We start from the raw sequence: 26,332 nt of genomic DNA on the forward strand, positions 1-26,332 counted from the left end.
TGGCCTTTAGTAGGGGTCACCACTGAAAGGAAAGTGCAATGCCCGTAATTACCCTTCCTGATGCAAGTCAGCGTGTTTTCGATGCCCCCGTTTCTGTTGCCGATGTCGCCTTTGATATAGGTCCTGGTCTAGCTAAGGCTGCACTCGCTGGCCGGGTAAATGGCAAGCTTGTTGACACCAGTTTTGTGATTACTGACGATGCCGAACTGGGAATTATCACTGAGCGTGACGAAGAAGGTGTTGATGTTATTCGGCATTCGACCGCGCATTTGTTGGCGATGGCTGTGCAGGATTTGTTCCCTGGCGCACAAGTGACCATCGGCCCCGTTATTGAAGACGGCTTTTATTACGACTTCGCATACGAGCGCGCGTTTACCCCAGAAGATCTGGAGAAAATTGAAACGCGAATGACCGAGCTTTCCTCTGCGGACTTGGCGATATCTCGTGTAGTGATGAGTCGCGAAGAAGCAGTAAAAGCATTTAGCGATTTGGGTGAAGAGTACAAGGTAGAGATAATTAAAGATCTGCCTGGTAGCGAAGACATCTCTGTGTATAAGCAGGGCGACTGGATGGACTTGTGTCGCGGTCCTCATGTGCCAAGCACTAGTAAGTTGAATGCCTTTAAGTTGACCAAGGTAGCAGGCGCCTATTGGCGTGGTGATCAAGCTAACGCCATGTTGCAGCGTATCTATGGCACGGCGTGGGGTAATAAAAAGGCACTTAAGGCTTATTTGAATCGTATTGCCGAAGCGGAAAAGCGTGATCACCGCAAAGTGGGTAAGAAGTTGGATCTCTTTCATATGCAGGAAGAGGCGCCGGGCATGGTGTTTTGGCACCCAAAGGGCTGGAGCATATATCAGGCAATTGAACAGTATATGCGCGAAAAACAGCGCAAAAATGATTACCAAGAGATACGTACGCCGCAGGTGGTGGATATTTCCCTGTGGGAAAAATCGGGTCATGCCGATAAATTCAGTGACGGTATGTTTACCTTAACAGCGGATGAGCGCAATTTCGCCGTCAAGCCAATGAATTGTCCTTGCCATGTTCAGGTGTTTAATCAGGGTTTGCGCAGCTACCGCGATTTACCGTTGCGTTTGGCTGAGTTTGGTTCCTGTCACCGCAATGAGCCCTCGGGTTCGCTGCACGGCATAATGCGAGTGCGTGGCTTTACCCAAGACGACGCACATATTTTCTGTACTGAAAATCAAATTCAGCCAGAAGTGGCCTCGTTTATTGACTTCTTACATGAGGTCTACGAAGACTTTGGTTTTGATGAAGTTATTTATCGCCTATCGACTCGCCCTGAAAAGCGCGTAGGCAGCGAAGAGGATTGGGACCGTGCAGAAAAAGCCTTGGCCTTGGCGCTAGATAGCAAAGGTTTACCGTGGGAATTATTGCCCGGCGAAGGCGCTTTCTATGGCCCTAAGATAGAATTCTCCTTAAAAGATTGTATCGGTCGAGTATGGCAGCTAGGTACGATTCAGGTCGATTTCTCAATGCCGGGCCGTCTCGGTGCGCAATATGTTGATGAAGCAGGTCAGCGGCAAACGCCGGTAATGTTGCATCGCGCAATTTTGGGTTCTTTCGAGCGTTTTATTGGAATTTTGATCGAGCATTACGAGGGCGCATTTCCGCTCTGGTTGGCACCGATTCAGGCTGTGGTTTGTAATATTACGGACAAACAGGCTGATTATGTGACTAAAGTACAAGATTTATTGCGAGATAGTGGCTTTAGGGTCGATGCGGACTTGAGAAATGAGAAGATCGGCTTTAAAATCCGCGAGCACACAATTCAGAAGGTTCCGTTCTTGTTTGTCGTAGGTGACAACGAGGTCGAAACCCAGACTGTTTCGGTACGTGCACGTAGTGGCGAAGATTTGGGATCAGTAGCACTTACTGATCTCAGTAAACTCCTCGCAGACAGCGTAGCTAAACGCAGCCGCGCAAATTCGGAGAACTAGCAATTAAACGCGATAACGCAAAAGGGCGCAGCAAAAGAGCGCCGATAAACGAAGAAATTGAAGCTAATGAAGTTCGCTTAATTGACGCAGAGGGCAACCAGGTTGGTGTTGTTCCCCTTGCAGAAGCGCTGAAAGCCGCGCAAGAAGCGACATTAGACTTAGTTCAGATCACAGATTCAGACCCGATCGTCTGTAAAGTGATGGACTACGGTAAACATGTTTTCGAAGCCAAAAAGCAGCAAGCTGCGGCTCGAAAAAACCAAGTTCGAACTCAGGTAAAGGAAATGAAGTTCCGCCCGGGTACGGAAGATGGGGATTATCAGGTAAAACTGCGCAACCTGATACGTTTCCTTGAACACGGGGATAAAGCCAAGGTGACCTTGCGTTACCGCGGTCGTGAGATGGCCCACCAGGAATTAGGTATGCAGCTGTTGAAACGGGTTGAAGAAGACCTTGTTGAATATGGTGCTGTAGAGCAGTTCCCTAAAATGGAAGGCCGTCAATTGACTATGGTGATTGCCCCGAAAAAGAAAAAGTAGTGAGCTCTTAGGGCCTACTTGATTTAATTTACATTGTGAATGCGGAGTATCTAACGATGCCAAAGTTAAAAGTACACAGCGGGGCGGCAAAACGCTTCAAAAAAACCGGTAGCGGTTATAAGCGTAAAAGCGCTCATAAAAGCCACATCTTGACCAAGATGACCACTAAACGTAAGCGTCAGCTACGTGGTACTAGCGCTGTCCATAAGTCGGACAAAGTTCTAGTAGACCGCATGTTGCGCGCCATCTGATAAACGTCATCGAGATTAAGAGGAATATACTATGCCCCGCGTAAAACGTGGTGTGACCGCACACCGTCGTCATAAAAAGATTCTGAAACAAGCCAAAGGTTACTACGGCGCTCGTTCACGTATTTATCGTGTAGCGAAACAAGCGGTAATTAAAGCAGGTCAATATGCTTACCGCGACCGTCGTGCCAAGAAACGTGTATTCCGCGCATTGTGGATCACTCGTATCAATGCAGGATCGCGTGCTAATGGCTTAAGCTATAGCCGTTTGATTGCTGGCTTGAAAAAGGCTGAAATCGGTTTAGACCGTCGCGTATTGGCTGATCTAGCTGTACACGACAAAGAAGCCTTTGCTGTGATCGTAGAACGCGCGAAATCAGCCTTAGCTTAAAAAGCGTTTGACCGTTGCGTAGCGGTCATATTGCTTAGTTTTATTATAGGGAAAGGGCTTGCGCCCTTTCCCTATTTTGTTTTTAAGACACTAATTTACGTCGCCATGTTAATGCTATTAGGGCGGGAACAGGGTGGCAGCGGCGCAGAGATTGGGAGCGCGGAATGGAAAATCTTGAAGGTTTAGCGGCTGAAGCAGCGGCAAAAATAGGTGCCGCCACAGATGCACAGACGCTAGATCAAGTGCGTGTGGAGTATCTTGGTAAAAAAGGCCACATTACGGCGTTATTAAAAGGACTGGGTGGCTTATCCGCAGAAGAGCGGCCGGCAGCTGGTGCGGAAATTAACCGTGTTAAAGAGGCCTTATCTGAGCAGATTTCAGAATGTAAGCTTCGTCTTGATCAGGCTGCTGTTGATGCGCGGCTTGATGCTGAAAAAATTGATGTCACCCTGTCGGGCAGAGGCCAACACGCTGGCGGATTGCATCCGGTAACTCGCACAATTGAACGTATTAGCGCATTTTTTGGCAGCATCGGATTTGACGTCGTCGAAGGTCCTGAGATTGAAGACGACTATCATAATTTTGAGGCGCTAAATATTCCGGCTCATCATCCCGCGCGAGCCATGCATGACACCTTCTACGTTGATGAGTCAACTGTACTCCGTACTCATACTTCGCCAGTGCAAGTTCGGGTAATGGAGAGCAGTGAGCCGCCCATGAAGCTCATATGCCCGGGTAGGGTGTACCGCTGCGATTCTGATTTAACCCACACGCCAATGTTCCATCAGGTCGAGGGTTTGTTGATCAGTGAAGATACTAGCTTCGCCGATTTAAAAGGCATGCTCGAGTCATTTTTGCGTAGCTTTTTTGAGAAAGAGCTCAGCGTGCGTTTTAGGCCATCGTATTTCCCCTTTACCGAGCCCTCCGCAGAAGTCGATATTCAATGCGTGATGTGTGGCGGTGAAGGTTGTCGCGTGTGCAGTCAAACAGGTTGGATTGAGATATTGGGTTGCGGCATGGTGCATCCAAGTGTGTTTGCCGCTTCAAACATCGACGCTGAACGCTTTACCGGCTTTGCCTTTGGTCTTGGCGTTGAGCGCCTCGCGATGTTGCGTTACGGCGTGAATGATCTGCGGTTGTTTTTTGAAAATGATCTGCGTTTTCTCGGCCAGTTTAAATAAGCCAGCTTCCGTCAAGCTAGACAACGGAAGCGAGTATTGCCCAAAAGATTTAAGACGGAAAGAATATGAAATTCAGTGAGCAGTGGTTGCGAGAGTGGGTTAACCCAGCGGTAGATACCGAGCAATTAGCGGCGCGGTTGACCATGGCTGGCCTAGAGGTTGATGCGATAGACCCAGTTGCCGGCAAATTTACTGGAGTGGTGGTGGCAGAGATTGTGTCTGCAGAGTCACATCCAGATGCCGAGAAGTTGCAGGTATGCGGCGTTAATAATGGATCGGAGGTGGTTCAGATAGTCTGCGGTGCGGCCAATGCCCGTGTGGGTATAAAAGTTCCTCTTGCTACCTTGGGCGCGGTATTGCCCGGCGATTTTAAAATTAAAAAGGCCAAGCTGCGCGGTGTAGAATCCTTCGGCATGTTGTGCGCAGAGCAAGAACTTGGCTTGGCAGAGAAATCTGATGGCCTAATGGAACTGCCAGCTGACGCGCCCTTGGGTGTTGATATTCGCCAATACTTGGATTTAGACGATACGGTCATCGAGCTGGGTTTAACACCTAACCGTGCTGATTGTTTGAGCGTTCGCGGTATCGCGCGTGAAACTGCCGTATTGAGTGAGTTACCGTTTGTTGAAACACCGGTAGCGGCGGTTTCTGCAAGCATTGATGACATACTACCAATCACCGTAGCGGCTACCGAAGATTGTCCTCGCTATGTGGGGCGGATTATTCGTAATGTCGATGTCTCCAAGCCTAGCCCATTATGGTTGCAGGAAAAGCTTCGTCGCTGCGGTTTGCGCAGTATTGATGCGGTCGTCGATGTAACTAACTTTATTTTGTTAGAGCTCGGTCAGCCGATGCACGCTTTTGATTTAGATAAAATTCAAGGCGGTATCGTAGTTCGTCATGCGCAAGCGGGTGAATCCCTTACTCTGCTCGATGGCCAGACTATCGACGTCCGCGAAGGCTCACTTTTAATAGCGGATGAAAAACAGGCCTTGGCCTTGGCCGGTATTATGGGTGGCGAACCCTCGTCAGTTACCGATGCGAGCCAGCATTTGTTCCTAGAAGCCGCATTTTTTGCCCCGGATAAAATTGCCGGTCGTGCGCGTAGCTATGGCTTGCACACAGACTCTTCCCACCGCTTTGAGCGTGGTGTTGATTTTGAATTACCTGCGCGCGCTATCGAACGTGCGACAGCGCTGATTATTGAAATCTGTGGTGGTCAAGCTGGCCCGCTATCCAGTGCTAACAATCAGTTGCCGGCGCGTGATCCCATTATGTTGCGCGAAAAACGTATTGAGAAGCTGCTGGGTATGGCGCTGACTCAAGATGAAGTCGAGTCGATTTTGCGTGGTTTAGGCATGGCGGTGAGCGCGATTGATGGTGGCTGGTCAGTGACGGCGCCTAGCTGGCGTTTTGATATCAGCATTGAGGTAGATTTACTCGAAGAGCTGGCGCGGGTTTATGGCTATAACCGTCTACCGGTCACGCCAATGAGCGATACCTTAACCATTCGTCCGGCGCCAGAAAGTCTGCGCGGTATGCCGCAAGTTCGTCAGCAGCTGGTTGCTCGTGGCTATCAAGAAGCGATCACCTACAGCTTTATTGACCCAGTGATGCATCAAGCCATGTCAGAAGGGGAATCGGGCGTTGAATTGCTTAATCCGATCTCTGCGGATATGTCGATTATGCGCACAAGCCTGTTACCGGGCTTGTTAAAAACCGCGATGCATAACGCAAAACGCCAACAATCTCGTATTCGCTTATTTGAATCCGGTCAGCGGTTTATTAAATCTGATACGGGCTTGAAGCAAACTCCGACGCTCGCAGCGCTGTTAACCGGTCGCCGCGAGCCTGAAAGTTGGAGCGAAAGTGGCGAATTAGTCGATTTCTATGATTTGAAGGCAGATTTAGAAAGTCTCTTGTCTGTATCGACCGCTGCAATTTCCTTTGTGCCTGCGAAATACACTGCCTTACATCCAGGGCAGACCGCTGACGTTTATTGCGATGACAAGCGTATTGGTCGCATTGGTGCGCTTCATCCGAGCTTGCAAGCCCGTTGGGACTTTGTAAATCCGGTCTATCTATTTGAGATAGATCAGCAGCCTTTACTGCAGCGCGGTGTTCCCGTGTTTTCTGAGCTATCACGCTTTCCAGAGGTTCGGCGAGACTTGGCCTTAATCGTTGATCGCCAGTTAGCTGCGGCAGATGTGTTAACAGCGGTGAGAAATTCTGCAGGTGAACACCTTAGCGACTTGAAGCTATTTGATATTTATCAGGGTAAAGGCATTGATCCTGAACGAAAAAGTTTGGCGCTGGGCTTGACCTTCCGTCATTCATCGCGCACCCTTAACGAAGAAGAGGTGAGTCAATCTGTTGACGCGGTTGTTCACACCTTGAAGGAGGCATTTGGCGCAAGTTTAAGGAACTAGTGTGATGACGTCCCTCACCAAAGCAGAAATGGCTGAACGATTGTACGAAGAGCTGGGCTTTAATAAGCGCGAGGCCAAGGAGTTGGTCGAGCTGTTCTTCGAGCAAATTCGTCATTGCTTGGAAAATAACGAACAGGTCAAAATCTCCGGTTTCGGAAATTTCGATTTAAGGGATAAAAGTCAGCGTCCCGGACGTAACCCCAAAACCGGCGAGGAAATTCCCATCTCCGCGCGTCGCGTGGTCACGTTTCGGCCAGGACAAAAACTGAAATCCAGGGTAGAGGACTATGCTGGAACCAAGTCATAACGATGAATTACCCCCCATACCGGGAAAGCGTTACTTCACCATTGGTGAAGTGAGCGATTTATGCTGTGTTAAACCCCATGTTCTTCGCTATTGGGAGCAGGAGTTTCCGCAGCTAACACCGGTAAAGCGTCGGGGCAACCGCCGCTATTATCAGCATCAGGATGTGCTGATGATTAGGCAAATTCGCAGCCTGCTTTATGAGCAGGGCTATACCATTGGTGGTGCTCGCCAGCGCATGTCCGGTGAAACGGCAAAAGATGAATCATCACAAACTCGGCAAGTGATCCGGCAAATGCTAGGTGAACTAGAGGAAGTCGCTAAACTACTGAAAAGATAGTTCACTCAACAATCATCTTGGGGTATCATGCAGCCCCTCAAATCGGGGCGTAGCGCAGTCTGGTAGCGCACCACACTGGGGGTGTGGGGGTCGCAGGTTCGAATCCTGCCGTTCCGACCAGTTTAATAAAAAAGGCCACTCAATTGAGTGGCCTTTTTTATTTCTTGCAGAAAATACCGTAACCTCAGTTTTACGGGGCCTTTTTGAGTAGCGTTGGCTAAGTTTAAGTGTTTATTTTCACCAATTTCCGTTGTTAGCCTAGTCAAATGGACTGTATTGAAGCCGTCAGTAGCCTCCCGTATTTGTTTTGTATTTGGCCTTATTGATCAGTGTAAAGTGTAATTATGTCCTAGGTTTAGGTGTGCTCGTATCGAGTAGTATTGTCTAAGTGTCTGTAATGTCAACACTATTCCTTGTTGGCTGTTTTTAGAGAAACGCTAGACATTTGCTCTGGCAGCTTTTATTCTTCGCCGTGATATAAATATAAAAATAGCGTGGGTGCTTACTTCAAAGTATGACTTTCGATTTTAACTGGATCGCTGCTCATTCATTGTGTCAGTGATTGCTGTTGAACGAAAAGTGATACGCAAAATAATAAGAAGAGCTTTATGGTTCAAATGGGTGTGTCTCGCACTGTTGTGCGGGGGTTTTCTATGCAGCGTGTTATTGCCCTGTTAGCTATTACATTGGCTTTAGGTTTAATCACATTTCTATTATGGAAAACCTTGCGTAATCCCCTAGAAACGGGGCTGCATATAATTCGTCTCGAACAGCTGGATACAGCGGCAAAGGCGGACGCGGAGCTTAATCAGCAGATTGCACGCGGACGTTTGTCCCTTGACTCCGGCCCCCAGCAGTTGGAACTGGCACGCGACCGTTTTACTGTGGCGCAGGAAGCCATCAGCAGTGGTAAAGCGAGTTTGGCGGGCTTGTCTCAAGCGATTAGTGCGGCTCTCGATAAATACAATAGTGTGGCCTCCGCAAAACTCAGTTTACTGAATGATTACTCCGCAAAATTAGCGCGATTGGCTCAGCATTTCACTGTCTTACGGGTTGCTGGTATATCGCTTTTAAATGCCCCATCGGTGAATGATTCAGACGAGCTGCGTCAAAATATCATGTCTGTTCTCCGAGAGGCGACAGCCTACGGAATCCAGTCTGCGCCAACAAACGGCAGTTATATCGATGAGCTGGGTCGTGATCTTGTTGCCGCTGAGGCCCAGCTTGATTCTGACGCGGAGCGAGGTGCTCTTCGTCACATATTGAATACCGTTGATGCGCTGCGCAGTGCCTCGGATCAGTTGCAGGAGCTAACTGAGCAATTTGATACCTTGCCAACGGGCGGCGCGCTATACGATTTGCGTACCGCTTATGAAAACCACTTCCACAATTTGCAAAGTACGGCGCGTAGCTATCGGCAAACCCTCGCGGTTTATGCGGTGGCATTATTACTGGCCTTTGGTGTGATCGCTATCCGCCTTCGCTCAAGTTTTGCGGCACTAGATACACTGAACAGTGAGCTGCAAAACTCCAACGTGAATTTGGAGAAGATAGTCGATAAGCGCACCCAAGCATTGAGTAAGGCTCTTGATGATTTAAAAATGCAGCAAGGGCAATTGATTCAGTCAGAAAAAATGGCCTCCCTCGGGCAAATGGTCGCGGGCGTTGCCCATGAAATTAATACTCCCCTTGGGTATGCCTCAAGCAATGTTGAAATTGTCCGAGAGTCGATGCAGGCGATGGACGGAGAGGTGGATGCCGAGAGTGTCGCTGAATTTGACATGTTGCTAGCCGATACTGAATACGGCTTAAAGCAGATTGCCGAGTTAGTTATGAGTCTTAAGGACTTCAGTCGGGTGGATCGATCCCAGTCGCAGCTGTTTGATTTAAACGAAGGCATTGAGACGGCGCTTAAAATTTGTAATAGCCAGCTTAAAGATGGTGTGAAAGTGACACGGATGTTTGCAGACCTTCCTGAGATTAGCTGCGCGCCATCGCAATTAAACCAAGTCTTTCTCAATCTGATTACCAATGCTGCCCAAGCGATGGATGGCAAGGGGCAGATTTGCATACGAACTAGTATCGAAAACGATAATGTACAAGTCGCGATCAGCGATACCGGTAGCGGCATGGACGAAGAAACCCGTGCCCATATATTTGAACCGTTTTTCACCACTAAGCCAGTTGGTAAGGGAACCGGGCTAGGTTTGTCGATTGTGTTCCGAATTATTGAGGATCATGGCGGCACTATTAGAGTTGAGTCCGAAGTTGGCAAGGGAACGGAGTTCTTTATTAGCTTGCCGGTGGCAGGTGTGAATAAAAACACAGCCAGTTCATCGGAGCAGGATGTTGTCGTACTTGGAGACGCATAAAGTATGAATACCACCGTAGATAATCCGGCGGAAGAGCCCCGCGCGCGAATTTTGTTTGTCGATGATGAGCCGCGGATTCTTATCGCTTTAAAGGCGTTATTTAGACGGGATTACGACGTGGTTACCGCCGCGTCAGGCGAGGCAGCGCTCGAGATCCTGCGTCAGGGTGATGTTGATGTGGTCGTTAGTGATCAGCGTATGCCAGAAATGACAGGGGTGGAGGTTTTGCGTTTGGCAAAGGATCTTCGGCCTCGCGCGATTAGAGTGTTGTTGACGGGTTATTCTGATCTGAGTGCCATTCTCGCGGCAATCAATGACGGTGAAATCTTCCGTTTTATTAACAAGCCCTGGTCTAACGTCGATCTGCGGTCAACTATTGCGGCCGCTGTTAAAGCGTCGGCGATTGATTATGTGAAAGAAACAGTTGCTCCAGAAGAAGACTTGACGGCGCGGGTTCATGTGCCCGGCGTCGACGATGTCGGCACATTAATACTTGATGATGATGAAAAGACCCGCACTACCTTGCAGCGGGTGCTAGGTGCTGAGCGTTCAGTTTTCACCGCCTCAAATCTCGATGAAGGTTTGGATCTGTTGGAGCGCCACAAAATAGGGGTTATTGTTACCGAGATTGCCGTGGGGGGTGAAGTGGTTACTGATTTGTTGAGTGCCTTGCGTCAGCACCATCCAAGTTTGGTGGCAATCGTATTAACGGCGCAGTCAGATGCCGAGCAGGGCATCGATCTCATTAACCGTGGCCAAATATACCGTTTCCTCAGTAAACCGGTCAGCGAAGGCTTGCTGCGGGGCAGTGTAAATTTGGCCATGCGTCGCTTTGAAATACTGCAAAAACACCCCGCACAAACTCTGCGGATTGCAGCAGAGGCCACAGCGCCCCCGCCACCAGAAGCAGATCGACGCGGAATGTTCCAACGCATTGGACGTTTGTTTGGTTTGACGGCATGAGCACTGTGAGGGGGTGGCTGAATGAATGATGCGGTTGGCACACTGGAGCGTAAGCAGGGGCCTGGTCAGTCTGCCGAGTCTGTTATTGCGATTGCCTTGCTATGTGTATGCGCAGCGGCGGGACTAGCTGCTTGGTTATTGTCAGGCGATGATGCGCCAACGTTTACAGCTGAAAAAAATTCGGTCTCAAACGTAGCGTCGGTGCAGGGAGATGAAAAGCTGCAGTCAGAAGAACAGGCCGTTCTTGCTGAGTGGCAGAGCCGTTTGGAGGGGGAGTTTAGTCAGCGCGAGCAAAATTTACGTCAAGAAGCGCAAATGGCGACAATGCAGCAGCAGTCTGAAGCCTTGGCTTTAGCGCAAGCGGCGGCGCAGGCGGCAGCGAGGGCGGCTGAGGTGGCCGAAGCCCGAGCGCAAAATGCGGAAAAAGAGCGTCAATTGGCGCTGGCGACGGTTCGTGAAAAGGTCGCGAAAGTGAATGAGCCTACTATCGATTCACAGAAGTCGGTCGCAAAACCCTCATCTGCGAAAGAGTCGGCATTAGTGGTCGTGCCAGCAAGTATAGATTGGAATAGTTGCGAGCGACCTGAGTATCCAGAGGAGTCGGTGAGATTTGGGCAGCAGGGTACAGTAACAATGTCGTTTTCTGTTGATGCCGAGGGTAAGCCCAGCGATGGCGAGATTGTTGAGAGCAGTGGTACCCGTCGGCTGGATTACCGCGCCTTGTCGGCAATATCCCGCTGCCAATTTGAGCCCGCGAATCGAAATGGTGAAGCGGTACCTTCTTTAGCGCAGGTGCGGTTTACTTGGCGACTAAAGCGGTAACAGCATTCTTAATAGTTTGCTGGTATTTTATCTTTTAAGCGGTAGGCGAAGGCGATGATTTCGGCTACCGCGATATAGAGTTCCCTCGGTATTTCATTATCCAATTCAACCCGCGATAGCAATTGTATCAATTGGCTATTCTGATAGATTGGTATGTCGTGTTCGGTGGCAATTTCTAGTATTTGACGTGCAATCTCTCCCTCACCTTTGGCGCTAACAACCGGCGCATTGTGGCCGTCGTAATGCAATGACACGGCAATTTCACCTGGCTTGTTACTCATGCTTGGGTATCCAGTAGTGATTGAGAGTAAGAGGGTGATGAATCAACACTTATCGGTTCGCTGCGACATTCAATTTTTTGTGCGTTTATTCCCTGATCCTCTAATCGCTGTACGAGTTCATGGCATTGTGATTTTATGAGTTCAGTGGTATTTGAGCTATCCGCGCTAAAATGAATATTTAAATCAGGTTGCTGAGAGACGCGAGCCCGAAACGGACCAAGTCCGGGTAGATCGAAGCTCAGTGTTATCGTCCAGTTATGCTGGTCTTGTTTGTCTTTTTGAGGGGTATCTGGCGCATTTTGATCATCTTCTGCATGGCTAAACTTTTGAAGATGGAGTTGCCAAACATCAATACCGTCGCTGCCACGTACTGGCAGTTCAACCATATATTGGGTTTGTTGCTTGTCGCTTTGTTGCAAGTGCAATAGCTGATGAGATTCCTGTCTTGCGATAGTGCCGCGCACGTCGCGTAGAATTTGTTGCAGTATTTCAATGTCAGAATCGGAGTTGTTTAGGCTCGCGACCTGCCTGCCTTGGGGGTGAAGTTGGCCCGGCAGTTCCTCGCTCTTTGGTTTAGCTGTGGCGCTTTGCACGTAACTTTCTACTGCGGTCTTTGTTGCCATATGTTCGCTGGGTAGTGGCGCTAGACGTGTTTGCGGTGAGTATTCTTTGGCTAGTGGCGGGTGTTTGGTATCGGCTTTCTCGATATTGGTTTCGCTCTTTGCACCGTCTAATTGCTGACTAATTTGGTGGCTTAGACGGAGCAGGGCTCGCTTTAAATCTCGGTTAGACAGGGTATCTTTTATAATTTGGCTTTCTAAGAAGAGGCCGCTCTGCATTATCGCTTGGCGAAGACCGGCTGGGTCGCTTAATTGGGCTTTGTCAGGCAGAACGCCAATGAATTCTTTACCAAGCCCAGCGAGTGATTGTTGCTGCGGCATAGTGCTTAGTTTACTGAGATTGGCTAAGAGTTGGTTTGCGCTTTGTTGTTGTGGCAGTGTTGCACGCAATTGACTGTTAACTAAGCCAGTCTCTGCTTTTAAGATTTGTAGCTGCGGCCGTTGTTTGTGGTCTTTGCCAGTAACTTGGAGAAGTAGTTTTTCACCGTGGCGAAGTGCCGTTTGGCTTTCTGCCATCATTCGGAGATTACCGGAAGCCAGCTCATAGAGGTGCTCAGCGCGTTGGCCAACAACCACCGCTGTTAGTACTCTGTCTATTGCCAGCACGGGCGCGGGCCCAGAAGGGCGGTTGAGCGCAGCGGGTTGGGTGGCAAAGCTGGGATTAATAATAACCATACTGGATTGTGCGTCCAAAAACCGTGTGTGTCAGCTAGGTATATACCTTATCGACAAAGTATCTCCGTGCTTGAGTACTAATTTAATTATATCGTGCGCGATATAATTGCGTGAGATAGAATATTTTGCTTTAATGGCGATAGGCGGTAAGTGATTTTGCCCAGATAAACTTCAATATTGGAGACGGATATGACAACACTATACGATTTTGAGATATCTAGCTTGCAGGGTAAGCCTTTAGATTTGTCTGCTTATAAAGACAAGGTTGTACTTGTAGTAAACACAGCGAGCAAATGCGGCTTAACACCACAATATGAAGGGTTGCAGGCGTTGTATGACAAATATCAGGATAAGGGATTGGTAATACTGGGTGCCCCGTGTAATCAATTTGCCAACCAAGAGCCCGGCGATGCCAGCGCCATCGAAGGTAGTTGCCTGATGAATTATGGCGTCAGTTTTCCGATCACTGAAAAAATTGATGTTAACGGCAAGAACGCCCATCCATTGTTTGCTTATTTGAAAAAGGCGGCACCAGGTACTTTGAGTAATGCGGTGAAGTGGAACTTTACTAAGTTCTTAGTCGGTAAAGACGGTGTTGCTATTAAGCGTTTTTCGCCTACGACAAAGCCAGAAAGCATTGTTGCAGACATTGAGGCTGCGTTAGCCGCATGAGTGCAGAGGCTTCGGGGACGATACCGCCGCAGCTTCAATTGGATAATCAGCTGTGTTTTCCTTTGTACGCGGCGTCGCGAATGATGACCCGTTTGTACCAAGATAAATTGGCGCCATTGGGGCTAACGTACCCTCAGTATATTGTCATGATGATTCTCTGGGAGCGTGCGCCATGTGCTGTGAAAGTGGTCAGTGAGCGCGCCATGTTAAACACCAATACGCTGACGCCGCTATTAAAGCGGTTAGAGCAACAGGGTTTGATTGCCAGACGCCGCGATACGGCTGATGAGCGGGTTGTGGTGCTTTACCTTACCGAGTTAGGAAGAAGGCTGCGGGATGATTGCGAGTGTATTCCAGAGGCCTTATTGAGTAGCTTGGCGGTTCAAGAGGGCGATTTACTGCAGCTTAAGGAAATACTGCATCGCTTATTACCCGCATTGAGTGGTCAAGTAGACGAGGGTGTGGAGTAGAGCCTGCAATTTTTAGGGCAAAAAAAACGGGCTCCTAGGAGCCCGTTTTTTTCTAAGCTGAGCTTAGTTAAACGCTTTAATAATATTGCCTAGCATTTCTTTTGCATCACCGAACAACATCCGCGTGTTCTCTTTAAAGAATAGCGGGTTGTCGATACCAGCAAATCCAGATGCCATTGAACGTTTCATAACGAATACATTGCGTGCCATGTCGACGTTAATGACCGGCATGCCGTAAATTGGGCTGCCTTCCATTTCACGTGCGGCGGGGTTAACAACGTCGTTGGCGCCGATAACAATCGCCACGTCAAAGGTTTCCATGCGCGGGTTTATTGCGTCCATTTCAAGCAGCAGGTCATAAGATACGTCGGCTTCTGCAAGCAGAACGTTCATATGGCCAGGCATGCGGCCAGCAACAGGGTGAATAGCGTACACCACTTCGGCGCCATTCTTTTCGAGAAGCTCTTGCAACTCTTTTACCACGTGCTGTGCCTGTGCAACTGCCATACCGTAACCGGGTACGATGACAACGCTAGCAGCCGCTTCGAGCACGTAGTAGGCGTCTTCTGCGGTCATGGCCTTGGCTTCGCCTTCGATCTTAGCAGCTGCGCCACCTGCAGACACGGCGCTGAAGCCGCTGAACAAGACATTGCTCAGCGAGCGGTTCATCGCCTTACACATGATTTGCGTCAGGATAATACCGCTGGCACCAACCAGTGCACCGGCCACAATCAAGATGATGTTGTTGATCGCGATACCTGCCGCGCATGCCGCCAAACCTGAATAGCTGTTCAGAAGCGAAATAACAACCGGCATATCGGCGCCGCCGATAGGAATAACCAGCATGATACCGAGCAGCAACGACAAACCAATAACTAGATACAGGTAAAGGTGCGATTCTGGGTAAATAGTAAACATCGCTGACGACGCAATAATTGCGACAATCAAAAGGATGTTAAACACGCGCTGGCCACCAAATACCATTGGTTTACCAGAAATGCGCTCACTGAGTTTACCCCATGCCACCATGCTGCCGGAGAAGGTCACACCACCTATCAGAATCGACAGGATAATAGTGATCATCTCAAAGACATTGGCTTCAAAGCCATAAAGCGCGGCCCAGCCAACGAGTAAGCTGGCAACGCCACCAAAGCCGTTGAATAGGGCAACCATTTCGGGCATGCCGGTCATTTCAACACGACGGGCGATAACCGCGCCAATCAGACCACCAACCACAATACCGGCGAGAATCCATTTGTAATCAATGATGCTTTGATCGAGCAGCGTAATTACAACCGCGATAAACATACCTAGTGCAGACACTAAGTTACCTTTACGGGCGGTCGCTGGAGAGCCCAGCATTTTAAGACCAAAAATAAACAGAACGGCCGCGACCACATAGGCCAGGTTAACTAGTAATTCAATACCCATTACTTAGCGCTCCCTTTTTTCTTGAACATTGCCAGCATGCGGTCGGTAACCATATAGCCGCCGATAACATTGATGGTTGCCATTGCAACTGCAACGGTGCCAAGAATAGTGGCTAGACCAGAGTGCTCAGCACCTGCGGATGTTAATGCGCCGACGAGGGTAATACCCGATATGGCGTTAGAACCCGACATTAACGGCGTATGCAGTGTTGCGGGGACTTTATTGATCAGCTCAAAGCCTAAAAATATAGACAGCATTAAGATGAAAGCGAGAAATACTATTTCCATCATCTTCTCCTAGTTAATCAGGTTTTTAATGGTTTCGTTAACGATCTCGCCGCCGTGGGTAATCACACAGCCTTGCAGAATATCGTTTTCCATGTCGATAACCATTTTCTTGTCATCGCCGTTCCAGCCTTCATCAACGAGGTTGAACAGGTTGGCGGAGTACATTTGGCTTGCATCGCGGCTAACAAAGTTGGACCAGTTGCCGTCACCGATGATGGTCACGCCATCAACTACTACGGTTTTGCCGGCTACTGAGCCTTCAACGTTGCCACCACTTTCCGCCGCCATATCGACGATCACGGAGCCGGGTTTCATGCCCTTGATCATGTCGCTTGTGACCAGCACGGGTGGCTTGCGGCCAAATAGCTGTGCGGTGGTAATAACGATGTCAGATTCGGCAATTTGCTTTTTCTGACCTTCCAGCTGCAATTTCATCTGCTCGTCAGTCAAGGCGAGGGCATAACCATCTTTGGTTTGTCCGGTTTCGCCAAGATCGATTTCTAAGAATTTGCCACCTAGCGAGCGCACTTGCTCGGCAACGACAGAGCGCGTATCGAACGCCACAACCTTAGCGCCAAGACGTTTTGCTGTTGCAATCGCTTGCAAGCCAGCAACACCAGCGCCAATGATGAACACTGTAGACGGCTTCAAGGTGCCGGCTGGTGTCATCATCATCGGTAGGATGCGAGGCAGTTTAGTGGTGGCGAGTAATACCATCACGTAGCCGGCCAAGCTGGCTTGCGAGCTCAGTGCGTCCATCTTTTGCGAGCGGGTACTGCGTGGAATCATTTCCATGCTGATTGCGCTAACGCCGCCATCACGGAAGGCTTTGATCAAGCTGTGCTCGTTGAACGGATCTAAATAGCTGATGTGGATACAGCCCGATTTCATCTGTCCAATTTCGTCTAGTGTTGGCTTGCTGATACGTAAAATAATATCAGCACTGGCCAGCACGGCGTTGCGGTCAGCGGTAACAGTGGCGCCAGCTTCGATGTATTCCTCGTCGCTAAAGCCGCTGCCTAAGCCCAAGCCTGCTTCGATTTGAATCGTTGCGCCGGCTCTGATTAGCTTTTTGGCATCTGTCGGAATGATCGCTGCACGGTTTTCACCGCTCGCGAGTTCTTTTGGGATTCCTATGAGCATCTTTGTAGATCCATTGTGGTTAACAATTTGATTTTGGGTAAAGCCGCGTAGGATATTACAACTAGCCTAAAGATGCGATTAAAGTGTTGATTGACTGAGGGCTCAATGAGGATAAAACTGCTATAAATTAGTATGATAGCGCTATATCTTGGCGTGATAGTTGGCTTGTTAGAGCGCTTCTTAGGCAGATCTACTTATGGTTAAGTGCGGGGTTAGAGCACTAAACTGCTGCGGTAAAAGAATAAACGATTATTTGATCCGAGAGCACAAAATGTGTCGATATAGGATTTTGGCTAGGGTTCTGATAATGGGGTGTGCACTTTTAACGTCGGTGATGAATGCCTAGTGTTAAGTACGTCTCTATAGTAATTCTTGCTGCAGCATATTTTTTGTGCGGCAAATTGGCACTCCTACTTGCCATTCCCCCAGGTTACGCAACCGCAGTCTGGCCTGCGGCTGGAGTCGCTTTAGCTGCCATTTTGTTGCGCGGCTATGTACTTTGGCCCGGCGTTTTGCTTGGTTCATTTTTTGTTAATTTAAATGCACCGCCAGATACATCACAGTCCTTGCTCACACTATTGTCCGGATTTGTTGTACCAATTGTTATTGCCTCTGGAGCCGCCCTGCAAGCTGTCACAGGCGCATACTTAGTCAGGCGTTATGTTGGGTATCCCCTCTGTCTTGATAGTGTTCGCGACGTATTAAAATTTACGCTATTCGCCTGCGGATTTGGTTGCGCAGTGAACGCTTCAGTTGGCACCGTAACATTACTCCTTGCCGGATTATTACCCGCTGAGAATTTTATTTTTAACTGGCTAACTTGGTGGGTTGGTGACGGGCTGGGCGTAATGATTTTTGCCGTACTGATGTTTGTTTATTTTGCTGAACCTCGTGAAATTTGGCGAACTCGGAGTCGAATCTTACCGCTTGCCTTGGTCGGCGCCTCAGTACTTGTCGTCGCCTTGTATATATTGGGAAGCCGTTGGGAACTCGGTCGGCAACAAGACGAATTTAGTCGTTACAGTAGTCAGATAATCCACCGGGCACAGTCAGTTATAGATACCCACATTGAGAATTTATACGCGGTTAAATCGCTATTGGAGGTCTCGGACAAGGTCACAGCGACTGAATTTGAGGCTTTCACGAAAGGATTTTTAGAGCGCAATAAAGGCTTTCAAGCTATCGCCTGGACTCCTAGGGTCTCTTCCGCGAATAGATCAGCCTTTGAGTCGCTGATGAGCGAGGAGCGGGGTAGGCCAGTCATTATTACTGGCCGTAATAATGAGCAGAATCTGGTTCCGCAGCACAATAAAGAAGATTACGTGGTAATTCGATATATCGAACCAATGGCCAGCAACGCGAAGGCTTTAGGGTTTGATATTAGTTCGCGGGATACGGTTCGTAGTGCGCTTGCAAATGCCACCATCGGAAATCGGCCGGCAACCACCGCGCCAATTCACTTAGTTCAAGATCAACAAGACCAGTTAGGTTTGGTGGTGTACTTACCGGTCGTTAAGGTTGCTTCTGTCGATACGCCAGCGCTGCATGGCTATGTCTCTGGTGTGTTTCGTGTTCCTGATTTAATGAGCGTCTTGCTGTCAACGGAATCCTTAGGCGATATCTCAGCGTCGATATCTATCGTTGGTGGTGGACGCCTATTTGAAAAAAATGCTGATTCAGCAAGGCAAGCATTGTTTTCAGACGCAGCGGTACTGCATTTTGCAAATGCAGAATGGCTTCTTGAGTTGACGGCCGATCAGCGATTCATTGTTGGGAGTCGCTCAATGGTGCCGTGGATTTTGTTGGTTTCAGGATTATTGTTTACGGGGCTCTTGGGCATGGCGTTGCTGGTGCTGACAGGGCAAAAGTACGAGTCTGAATCTGCAAGGAAGCGGCTAAACGAGATGTTTTTAAAGCTTCAGGAGGCCCAAGACCATTTGATTGAATCGGAAAAAATGGCTTCGCTGGGTGGGCTTGTCGCCGGCTTCGCCCATGAGTTAAATACGCCCCTAGGCATCGCCATTACAGCTGAGTCTACGCTGCAAAATGATATTGCGAAATTGAACACGCTATTGCTAGATAGCGAAGCCCCCACTTCTGCAACTGAATTATTGCTGCGAATGCGAGATGCTTCGCACATAGTGTTAACAAACGTACAGCGTGCAGGCACGCTTATAAGCAGTTTTAAACTGGTCTCAGTGGATCAGGAGACAGTAGAGGCTAGGGCAATCAATTTACACGATTACTTGGCCGATGTTTTCGTGCATGTGGCACCTAGTTATCGTAAAAGTGGCCACGAAGTTATATTGGAGTGCTCTCCTGATATAACTATTCGAACGGTGCCTGGCGGCCTCGCTCAGGTAGTAATTAACTTGCTAAATAACAGTCTTATTCATGCCTTTGCTGACGGTCAGAATGGGCATGTAAAGCTTCAAGTCAGTCGTCACTCAGATGAGGTGGTGTTGCGCTTTAGCGATGACGGTAAAGGAATTCCAGTCCTGGACCAAAAGAAAATATTTGAGCCCTTCTATACTACGCGGCGTGGCAGTGGTGGAACGGGTTTGGGTTTGCACGTGGTATACAATATTGTGCGGCGACAATTGCGGGGACGTATTGCGGTGACCAGCGAGCCTGATCATGGCACGTGCTTTAAGATCACATTACCTGCAGCAATCTCTGAATGTAAGGAGCAGAGTGAGTCCGTGCCGGTGTCTGTGTAGTTTGTTAGGCAGGTTCGACTAGGGTTTTAGGCCGTCCAATAATAGGTCTAAAGACGCCGTCACATATTCCGTTGATAATCCCGGCGGGGGTGTGCTTAGGTGGTGATGGAATAGGCCGACGATGTGCGTACGAACGTGAATGGCTAAGCAGTGGGGGTTGAGTTCTGATTTGATCAGGCCAGCTTGCTGCGCATTACTTAGAAAGCGAGTGAGTCTGACAATGGCTAAGTCGCGGTCCCGGTTTATCCGAATGGTCAGTGCCTCTGTTTCATTGCAAAGGGAATAACGGAATACAAAACGAGTAATTTGTTCGAGCGCAGGGAGTTGATTTGTTCGTTCAAATGCATCGATTATGATGTCTCTTAGGCTGCTAAGAGACAATATCTCTGGGTTGTCTGTGTTACTGAGTGCCTCTAATGCGGCGTCAGTCGGCGCACCTACGCTGTCCATCATCGCTTCAATTAATGCTTCTTTATCTTTGAAGTGCCAATAGATCGCGCCTCGGGTTACACCAGCGAGGGTCGCGACATCACTTAATCTTGTGCGAGCGATTCCGTGGCTTGCGAAGAGCTTGCCAGCGGCATCGAGGATGCGAATGCGTGTTACTTTTGCGTCAGCTTTCGAGCGTCTCATTTTTTGGGCCTGATTTTATATTGTTCGCACAGCCTAATTTCTAATAAGCGCTACTTTACATACATACCTGTATGTATGTAAAGTAGCGCTTATTAAACCTTGCTCACGAGGCATATACTAGTGTCGGTATTTCCTTCCTCTTTTCGCTCTTATTTTATTTTCGCAACGATTCTTGCTGCAGTGACTTTAAGTGCCTGCGATAAAGAGGGCGTTGTTCAAATGAAAAACCCTCCCTTGGAGGTGAATGTTGTTAGGGCGGTAGAGCATTCGGTTCCTATCGGTGGCCAGTATCCTGGCCGAGCGGTAGGTTCAAAAGAGGTGCAAGTTCGCGCCCGTGTAGAAGGAATTCTTCTGAGTCGTACTTATACAGAAGGGCAGGCGGTGGCCGTTGGTCAGCCGCTATTTGAGATTGACGCGGCGCCGTTTAAAGTGGCGCTCAACCGCGCTAAGGCGCAGCTGGCTCAGGCAAATGCCAGTTTATCTGCGGCCAAACGCCGTTGGCAGCGCGCACAGGAATTGATCAAAACCAATGCCATCAGCGTTCGTGAGCGAGACGATACTGAATCTGATCTAGATTTTGCAAAAGCGGCGGTTCAGCTAGCGGAGGCCGAGGTGCAGGCCGCACAAATTAACCTTGATTATACCCATGTAAAGGCGCCAATTAGCGGCATAACAAGTCGTGAGGCCGTTTCTGAGGGAAGTTTGGTTGGTCCTGAAAATAGTCTGTTAACGACGATAACTCAGCTAGATCCTCTCTGGGTTAATGTATCCATACCTGACAAATTAGTGTTGGGCGTGCGTCGAATGATTGACCGCGGCGAGTTTGCATTTGAAGAGGGCAGTCGCAAAGTTGAAATACTGTTAGGGCAGGATGAACCCTACCCGTATATGGGACAGGTTAATTTTACCGAAAGTGCTATCGATCGCAGAACGGGTACAGTTCAGCTGCGCGCAATTATCCCCAACCCAGATGGTATTCTTTTACCCGGACAGTTTTTACGGGTTCAACTGCATGGTTTGATGAGCTTAAATTCCATCGTTGTGCCAGCGCGTGCAGTATTACAAGGCGCTCAAGGTAGTTACGTATACAAAGTTACCGAAGATAATCGTGCAGAAATCGCAAATGTGACCTTGGGCATGGAAGCGGCTAATGGTGTCATTATTGAAGAGGGCGTTAAGCCCGGCGATTTGATCGTTGTTGACGGGGTAGCCAGAATTCAGCCAGGCGCAGAGTTAGCGCCGAAGGAGCTTCCCGTTGAGGAAAGTCCGAGCAATGTCGAACCGCAGCTGATCAGTAAAAGCATTGACGTAGAAAATAGCGACACTGAAAAAGCGTCTGATATCGAGGGTGACGGCAAGTGAGTGCGCGCTTCTTTATCGATCGTCCGGTACTGTCTATTGTTATATCGTTGATGATTTTACTAGGCGGGGCTACTGCCATTGGTAGATTGCCCGTCGCCCTTTATCCAGAATTTTTGCCACCGGAAATTATTGTTTCGGCGACATACCCTGGTGCAAATGCCGAGACCATCGCTGAGACTGTTGCGGCGCCTTTGGAGCAGCAAATCAATGGGGTTGATGGCATGTTGTATATGTCTACCCAGGCATCTGCATCGGGTACGGTGAGTATTAGCGTGGTGTTTGCGACTGGCACCGATCCAGATCAGGCGGCAATAAACGTCAGCAACCGAGTTGCGGTAGCAGAAAATCGATTGCCTGAAGCTGTTAAACGTTTGGGTATTCAGGTCAGTAAACGTTCTACCAGCATTTTGATGATTTATGCGTTGACCTCAGACTCTCCACAGTATGATTCGATTTATCTAAGTAACTACGCGCTCTTAAATATTGTTGACGAATTACGGCGTTTGCCCGGTATTGGTGATGCGCGGTTGCTTGGCGCGAAAGATTATTCAATGCGTATTTGGCTGCAACCCGATCGTTTGGCGGAATTTTCTTTGACGCCTGCGGATGTCGCCCAAGCTGTTACAGAGCAGAATGCAAACTTCGCGGCGGGTAAATTTGCCGCGGAACCAATGGCAAAGGAGGCACCATTCACCTATACAGTCACGACTCAGGGGCGATTAGAGACAGTTGCCGAGTTTGAAAATATTATTTTGCGCACTGATAACTCGGGCGCAACCTTACACCTTGGTGATGTCGCGAGGGTTGAGTTGGGCGCAAAGGATTACGCATTTCAGGGAGCGTTTAATGGGCAGCCTGCGGTGCCAGTGGCAATGTATTTGCAACCCGGAGCGAACGCACTAGAAACAGCCGAGCAAGCTCAGAAGGTACTTGAAGAAGTTCGTCAAAAATTGCCCCAAGGCATTAAGCTATCTCTCGCATTTGATACAACTGTTTTTGTAGAGCATTCGATAAAAGAAGTTATTGTGACCTTCTTCGAGGCCCTGGTTCTCGTTGTGTTGGTTATGTTTATTTTTCTGCAGAATATTCGTGCCACTATTATTCCTTTGCTTGCCATTCCGGTATCGATTATTGGCACCTTTGCCGGGCTGTACGTGGTTGGCTTTTCTATTAATTTATTGACCTTGTTTGGCCTGATTCTCGCCATCGGTATTGTGGTGGATGACGCAATTATCGTTATCGAAAATGTTGAGCGAATAATGGAAGAGCAGCACGTCGACGCGGATACTGCGGTGAAGAGGGCAATGGAAGAGGTGGCAGGTCCACTTGTCGCAATTGTGCTGGTATTGTGCGCGGTATTCTTGCCGGTGATTTTCATGGATGGTTTAACAGGAGAGATGTATCGCCAGTTCGCCGTCGCTATTTCAGTCTCAGTAATATTATCCGGTGTTGTGGCATTAACTCTGACGCCAGCACTATGTTCTATGTTGCTCAAAAGTAAGGTTCATGCGCCCACGGACAAAGGCTTCTTAGGTGCTTTTAATCGATGGTTTGCTGTGCTTCGCAATGCCTATGTCTCGGCAACCAGTGCAATCTTAAATCACCGGTTCATAGGTCTTGGTGTGTTTGCCGCCTTGATGGGCGTGATGTGGTATTTATTCCAAATCGTACCTAGTAGCTTGGTACCTAGCGAAGATCAGGGCTACGTTATTATGGCTTATAAAACGCCGCCGGCCGCGTCTTTGTCTAGAACGGTGGCAGTGACCGATGTCATGAATAAGCGAGTTCTTGAGCAGGATGATGTACGCAGCTTGATGACATTTTCTGGTTTCGATCTATTGGCATCTGCGCAAAAAACGAACTCTGGTGTGTCGTTTATTATGCTAAAGGATTGGGATGAACGTATTAAGCCTAGTCAGAGCTCTGCGGAGCTAGCACATACCTTACCTAGGCTCGGTAGTGATCTCTTAGACGGCCAAATGTTTGCATTTAATCCACCCCCCATTATTGGGTTAAGTACCACCGGTGGGTTTGAGTTTTATGTTCAAAATCGTGGAGGTAGCGATTTTGCTCAGATGGATAAGCAGTTGCATGCTTTTATTGCACTGGCGAACAAGCAGCCGGAGCTTAGGGGGGTGAATACGACTTTTGATATTAGCACCCCTCAGTATCGTCTGATTCTGGACCGTGAAAAGGCTCTGAGTTTGGGTGTGCCGGTAGCTGATGTATTCAGCACTATGCAGGCAACGTTTGGCAGCCTTTATGTAAATGATTTCACCTTGTTTGGGCGTAGTTTTCAGGTCAATTTGCAATCTGAAGAGAGCTTTCGTAGCTCGCCAGATGATTTAGGAAAAGTCTATGTTCGCGCCGACTCTGGAAGCTTGGTACCGCTTCGCTCGCTGATACACGTTGAGCGTATTGTTGGGCCAGATACTGTTAGCCGATTTAATGGTTTTCCCGCAGCGAAAGTACTGGGCAACCCGGCGGAGGGCTATAGTTCAGGAGACGCCTTGGCAGCCTTGGAGCGCGTCGCGCTAGAAGCGCTTGGTCCAGAATTTAGCCTGGGCTGGGTAGGTAGTTCTTACCAAGAAAAAGCATCGGGTGGTTCCGGAAGTCAGGCATTTATTCTTGCCGTGTTGATGGTATTCCTAATTTTGGCGGCGCAATACGAGCGCTGGATTATTCCCGCAGCAGTTATTCTCGCCGTGCCATTTGCCTTGCTGGGCGCAATTTTGGCGACGTGGATGCGCGGTTTAGAAAACGATATTTACTTCCAAATTGGCTTGGTTTGCTTGATTGGTCTGGCGAGTAAAAATGCGATATTGATCGTTGAGTTTGCCATGCAAAAACAACGTCAGGGCATGTCTATCGTCGATTCTGCCGTCGAGGCTATCCGTCTGCGTTTTCGCCCAATTGTGATGACCTCCTTGGCATTTACCTTGGGCTGTTTGCCTCTGGCATTATCAAGTGGTGCTGGTGCGGCTAGTCGGATGTCGCTGGGTACGGGTGTGATAGGCGGTATGTTGTTGGCTACGTTTTTGGCGACGGTTTTTGTGCCGCTATTCTATGTGTTACTCGCGACCCTAAGGCAGAAATTAAACCGCAGTAAATAGATCTTAATTTTCATCAATACGCCTGCGGGGTAATTAATTACCCTGCATACGCTCGCTGTAGTTCCAAGTTGTCATTGTCTTTATTTTGAGTCGGACTGCAAATTCGTCTGCGCTGCGACTCAGCAACCACTTCGATAAGCCCGGCTGGGAGTCTCCAACATAGCGCTCTAGCAATTTACTGAGCACGAATCCGTCTGAATCGCTTTCAAGCTCTGCAATAGCTTTTCCTCGAACGCCTTTATACGGCGATTCGTTAACCGAAACCTCAAAGGCGCAATTGGGGTTTTTCTTTAGTACTTTTATTATTTTCGCTGAGGCATGGCTGGCGCAAAGCAGGTCTTCGCCGTCGACAATAAACCACAGAGAACAGACAATTGGAAAATTGTCATCGTCTATAACGGCAAGTCGTATTGGGCTACATTGTGCGTTTAAAAATGCGAAAGCATCCATTGATCTGTCCTTTGCTGCCATGCTGTTTATGCCTTGAGAACGAGAATCATCAATTGATTAAACGTATCCCGTCTTTCTCAATACTTATACGTTGTTGCTTGTAAAGACGACCAAGTGCTTGCTTGAAAATTTTCTTACTTACACCAAATTGAGCATATATTTTTTCCGGTGGGCTTTTATCCCCAACGTCTAGAAAACCGTTGTTGGCTTCTAGCTGGCTGATGATTTTACTTGAGATATCAGTGCCGCCTGCGGCAATTATCGGTTGAATACTCAAATCGACGCGACCGTCATCACGCACTTTTTTTACATAGGCGGTAAGTTGCTCACCTTTTCGAATAGGACGAACGAGATCACTGTCGTAAAGTAATCCCCAATACTCATTTTCTATTACCGCCTTAAATCCTAACTCGGTTTTGTTAGCGACCGTAACGACAAAGGATTGTCCGCGTTGCAAATGTGCGGCGGTGTCTTCAATGAACTCATCGAGTTTCATTGAAGCTACGATACGATAGCTTTTGTCGAGATAGATTTTAACCAGTACAGTTTTGCCAGCGGTAACTTCGCCCATATGCTCGGCATAGGGCAGAAGTAGTTCTTTGTCTAAGCCCCAATCTAGAAACGCGCCGGTGTCATTTACTTGTGAGACCTTCAGCGGCAAGACATCGCCTAGCTGCCCCCGGGGTTTTTGGGTGGTCGCGATCAAACTGCCGTCGCTATGGTGGAGCACAAATACGTCTAGATTGTCGCCAAGCTTGCAGGTTTCTGGTGCGTTTTTGCGACTCAAGAATATGTCGCCTAACTTTCCGCCGTCTAAATAATACCCTGCCTGAGTGTTGCGGGTAACTTTAAGGCTGCTAATACGACCGATTGCGGTCATGTGGTAGTCCTCATAACAGAGACAATAATAATGCGCGATTAT

The 26,332-nt window shown here is 48.6% G+C and carries 24 protein-coding genes and 1 tRNA gene; 17 read left to right on the forward strand and 8 right to left on the reverse strand.

Annotated features, from left to right (window positions below; translation table 11 throughout):
• The first annotated feature begins 38 nt into the window (after positions 1-38).
• The 12 genes from thrS (at position 39) to O9X78_RS08835 (ending at position 11,553) form a co-directional block, all read left to right on the forward strand.
• Positions 39-1,964, forward strand: a complete 1,926-nt coding sequence (gene thrS, locus O9X78_RS08780) for a threonine--tRNA ligase (RefSeq protein WP_269619267.1) — start codon at positions 39-41, stop codon at positions 1,962-1,964.
• A 2-nt stretch (positions 1,965-1,966) separates the two neighbouring features.
• A complete protein-coding gene (infC, locus tag O9X78_RS08785; RefSeq protein WP_269619441.1) occupies positions 1,967-2,503 on the forward strand; it encodes a translation initiation factor IF-3 in 537 nt (178 codons plus the stop codon).
• Positions 2,504-2,559: 56 nt separating this feature from the next.
• Positions 2,560-2,754, forward strand: coding sequence for a 50S ribosomal protein L35 (gene rpmI / locus O9X78_RS08790; RefSeq protein ID WP_269619268.1), 195 nt, complete (start codon positions 2,560-2,562; stop codon positions 2,752-2,754).
• A gap of 31 nt (positions 2,755-2,785) precedes the next feature.
• Positions 2,786-3,142 (forward strand): 50S ribosomal protein L20, encoded by a 357-nt coding sequence (gene rplT / locus O9X78_RS08795; RefSeq protein ID WP_159238438.1) that lies wholly within the window; start codon positions 2,786-2,788, stop codon positions 3,140-3,142.
• 164 nt (positions 3,143-3,306) lie between these two features.
• Positions 3,307-4,323: a phenylalanine--tRNA ligase subunit alpha gene (pheS, locus tag O9X78_RS08800; protein ID WP_269619269.1), complete on the forward strand. Its 1,017-nt coding sequence runs from the start codon at positions 3,307-3,309 to the stop codon at positions 4,321-4,323.
• Between the two features lie 65 nt (positions 4,324-4,388).
• Positions 4,389-6,752, forward strand: coding sequence for a phenylalanine--tRNA ligase subunit beta (gene pheT, locus O9X78_RS08805; RefSeq protein ID WP_269619270.1), 2,364 nt, complete (start codon positions 4,389-4,391; stop codon positions 6,750-6,752).
• A gap of 4 nt (positions 6,753-6,756) precedes the next feature.
• Positions 6,757-7,059: an integration host factor subunit alpha gene (gene ihfA / locus O9X78_RS08810; RefSeq protein ID WP_103685879.1), complete on the forward strand. Its 303-nt coding sequence runs from the start codon at positions 6,757-6,759 to the stop codon at positions 7,057-7,059.
• The gene (locus tag O9X78_RS08815; RefSeq protein ID WP_269619271.1) at positions 7,040-7,396 is read left to right on the forward strand and encodes a MerR family transcriptional regulator; all 357 of its coding nucleotides are present in this window, start codon (positions 7,040-7,042) and stop codon (positions 7,394-7,396) included. Before ihfA ends, O9X78_RS08815 begins: the two co-directional genes overlap by 20 nt.
• A gap of 43 nt (positions 7,397-7,439) precedes the next feature.
• Positions 7,440-7,516 (forward strand) — tRNA-Pro (locus O9X78_RS08820).
• Positions 7,517-8,004: 488 nt separating this feature from the next.
• Complete coding sequence (locus O9X78_RS08825; RefSeq protein WP_269619272.1) at positions 8,005-9,768, forward strand: ATP-binding protein; 1,764 nt, start codon at positions 8,005-8,007, stop codon at positions 9,766-9,768.
• 3 nt (positions 9,769-9,771) lie between these two features.
• A complete protein-coding gene (locus O9X78_RS08830) occupies positions 9,772-10,731 on the forward strand; it encodes a response regulator (RefSeq protein WP_269619273.1) in 960 nt (319 codons plus the stop codon).
• Positions 10,732-10,752: 21 nt separating this feature from the next.
• On the forward strand, positions 10,753-11,553 hold the full coding sequence (locus tag O9X78_RS08835; RefSeq protein WP_269619274.1) for an energy transducer TonB: 801 nt from the start codon (positions 10,753-10,755) through the stop codon (positions 11,551-11,553).
• An 8-nt stretch (positions 11,554-11,561) separates the two neighbouring features.
• Here O9X78_RS08835 and O9X78_RS08840 read toward each other — a convergent pair whose 3' ends face one another.
• Entirely contained in the window at positions 11,562-11,834 is a 273-nt protein-coding gene (locus O9X78_RS08840; RefSeq protein ID WP_269619275.1) for an EscU/YscU/HrcU family type III secretion system export apparatus switch protein, read from the reverse strand.
• Positions 11,831-13,129 (reverse strand): flagellar hook-length control protein FliK, encoded by a 1,299-nt coding sequence (gene fliK / locus O9X78_RS08845; RefSeq protein WP_269619276.1) that lies wholly within the window; start codon positions 13,127-13,129, stop codon positions 11,831-11,833. The genes O9X78_RS08840 and fliK overlap by 4 nt, the downstream gene beginning before the upstream one ends.
• Before the next feature lie 189 nt (positions 13,130-13,318).
• On the opposite strand from fliK, the gene O9X78_RS08850 reads away from it, so the two are divergent.
• Together O9X78_RS08850 and O9X78_RS08855 are read left to right on the forward strand one after the other, a co-directional pair.
• Entirely contained in the window at positions 13,319-13,801 is a 483-nt protein-coding gene (locus tag O9X78_RS08850) for a glutathione peroxidase (RefSeq protein WP_269619277.1), read from the forward strand.
• On the forward strand, positions 13,798-14,271 hold the full coding sequence (locus O9X78_RS08855) for a MarR family winged helix-turn-helix transcriptional regulator (RefSeq protein ID WP_269619278.1): 474 nt from the start codon (positions 13,798-13,800) through the stop codon (positions 14,269-14,271). The genes O9X78_RS08850 and O9X78_RS08855 overlap by 4 nt, the downstream gene beginning before the upstream one ends.
• Before the next feature lie 63 nt (positions 14,272-14,334).
• Here the strand turns inward: O9X78_RS08855 and O9X78_RS08860 are convergent, their stop codons facing one another.
• Genes O9X78_RS08860 through O9X78_RS08870 form a run of 3 tightly spaced genes read right to left on the reverse strand, consistent with a single transcriptional unit; the run spans position 14,335 to position 17,132 of the window.
• Positions 14,335-15,702 (reverse strand): NAD(P)(+) transhydrogenase (Re/Si-specific) subunit beta, encoded by a 1,368-nt coding sequence (locus tag O9X78_RS08860; protein WP_269619279.1) that lies wholly within the window; start codon positions 15,700-15,702, stop codon positions 14,335-14,337.
• Entirely contained in the window at positions 15,702-15,989 is a 288-nt protein-coding gene (locus O9X78_RS08865; RefSeq protein ID WP_269619280.1) for an NAD(P) transhydrogenase subunit alpha part 2, read from the reverse strand. The genes O9X78_RS08860 and O9X78_RS08865 overlap by 1 nt, the downstream gene beginning before the upstream one ends.
• A gap of 9 nt (positions 15,990-15,998) precedes the next feature.
• Complete coding sequence (locus O9X78_RS08870) at positions 15,999-17,132, reverse strand: NAD(P) transhydrogenase subunit alpha (protein ID WP_269619281.1); 1,134 nt, start codon at positions 17,130-17,132, stop codon at positions 15,999-16,001.
• A 338-nt stretch (positions 17,133-17,470) separates the two neighbouring features.
• Here O9X78_RS08870 and O9X78_RS08875 point away from each other — a divergent pair, with 338 nt between their 5' ends.
• A complete protein-coding gene (locus O9X78_RS08875) occupies positions 17,471-19,852 on the forward strand; it encodes a CHASE domain-containing protein (protein WP_269619282.1) in 2,382 nt (793 codons plus the stop codon).
• An 18-nt stretch (positions 19,853-19,870) separates the two neighbouring features.
• Here the strand turns inward: O9X78_RS08875 and O9X78_RS08880 are convergent, their stop codons facing one another.
• Positions 19,871-20,485 carry a TetR family transcriptional regulator gene (locus O9X78_RS08880; RefSeq protein WP_269619283.1) on the reverse strand — a complete coding sequence of 205 codons (615 nt, stop codon included), beginning with the start codon at positions 20,483-20,485 and terminating at the stop codon, positions 19,871-19,873.
• Positions 20,486-20,704: 219 nt separating this feature from the next.
• On the opposite strand from O9X78_RS08880, the gene O9X78_RS08885 reads away from it, so the two are divergent.
• Together O9X78_RS08885 and O9X78_RS08890 are read left to right on the forward strand one after the other, a co-directional pair.
• The gene (locus tag O9X78_RS08885) at positions 20,705-21,847 is read left to right on the forward strand and encodes an efflux RND transporter periplasmic adaptor subunit (RefSeq protein ID WP_269619284.1); all 1,143 of its coding nucleotides are present in this window, start codon (positions 20,705-20,707) and stop codon (positions 21,845-21,847) included.
• Positions 21,844-24,960 carry an efflux RND transporter permease subunit gene (locus O9X78_RS08890; RefSeq protein WP_269619285.1) on the forward strand — a complete coding sequence of 1,039 codons (3,117 nt, stop codon included), beginning with the start codon at positions 21,844-21,846 and terminating at the stop codon, positions 24,958-24,960. The genes O9X78_RS08885 and O9X78_RS08890 overlap by 4 nt, the downstream gene beginning before the upstream one ends.
• 33 nt (positions 24,961-24,993) lie before the next feature.
• On the opposite strand, the gene O9X78_RS08895 is transcribed toward O9X78_RS08890, so the two are convergent.
• Together O9X78_RS08895 and O9X78_RS08900 are read right to left on the reverse strand one after the other, a co-directional pair.
• Positions 24,994-25,410: a pyridoxamine 5'-phosphate oxidase family protein gene (locus tag O9X78_RS08895; RefSeq protein ID WP_269619286.1), complete on the reverse strand. Its 417-nt coding sequence runs from the start codon at positions 25,408-25,410 to the stop codon at positions 24,994-24,996.
• Between the two features lie 49 nt (positions 25,411-25,459).
• On the reverse strand, positions 25,460-26,290 hold the full coding sequence (locus O9X78_RS08900; RefSeq protein WP_269619287.1) for a CvfB family protein: 831 nt from the start codon (positions 26,288-26,290) through the stop codon (positions 25,460-25,462).
• Positions 26,291-26,332: the final 42 nt, after the last annotated feature.

The organism is Zhongshania aquatica (assembly GCF_027257955.1).
Lineage (GTDB): Bacteria > Pseudomonadota > Gammaproteobacteria > Pseudomonadales > Spongiibacteraceae > Spongiibacter > Spongiibacter aquatica.